1 protein-coding gene is annotated in these 624 nt (G+C 44.1%); it reads left to right on the forward strand.

Going from position 1 to position 624, the window contains the following annotated elements; translation table 11 throughout:
- Positions 1-447 (forward strand): ShlB/FhaC/HecB family hemolysin secretion/activation protein (locus ACFIKY_RS09195; protein WP_375661751.1); only part of this gene is annotated, 447 nt, incomplete at its 5' end.
- Between the last annotated feature and the right edge of the window lie 177 nt (positions 448-624).

Genomic DNA, 624 nt, shown 5'->3' on the forward strand with positions numbered 1-624 from the left:
ATGACGCCTTTTAAGATAGGGGGCTTGGACTTTATACTGAGCAATCTTTTGAGTGGTCAATATTCACCGCATAATTTACTGGGTGCTGAGCAGATTTCGTTGGGGGGCGCTTCCAATGTTCGTGGCACGCGTGAGAGTTTGCTTTTTGGCAATAACGGTTTTTTTAGCCGGAATGATTTGTTGCTGCGCACCATTCCGTGGAGCAATCACGCGACCTTCAAAAAGGTTTTTGGTGAACTTCGCCCTTATGTTGGTTTGGATTATGGGCGTGTGTTTTCGCAACCCTTGTATGGGATTAAGAGTGACCAGCTTGCCGGTTGGACAGCAGGTGTCAAGCTTGCGGGGGGCATGGTCTCTCTTGATGCCAGTTATTCCAGTATTTTTTGGAGCACAGTTAAGCACAAAAAATCAGGAACATTTTTTATGACATTAACAATGGAACTTTAAGCGTCTTTTATTGGGGAGTTAACGTATGAGATATGAGAAGAGAGAAGAAAGAGCAGCTTTATTAGGTGTTTTGGTCTCCAGTACGATGCTCAAAAAGGTTTTATTTGGGGGACTTGGTTTTTCTTGTTTGTTCGCATCTTCAGCGTTACAGGCGCAAATTACTGTGGATCCTAACGC

The organism is Bartonella sp. CR127HXZ (genome assembly GCF_042194555.1).
Taxonomy (GTDB): Bacteria; Pseudomonadota; Alphaproteobacteria; order Rhizobiales; family Rhizobiaceae; genus Bartonella; species Bartonella grahamii.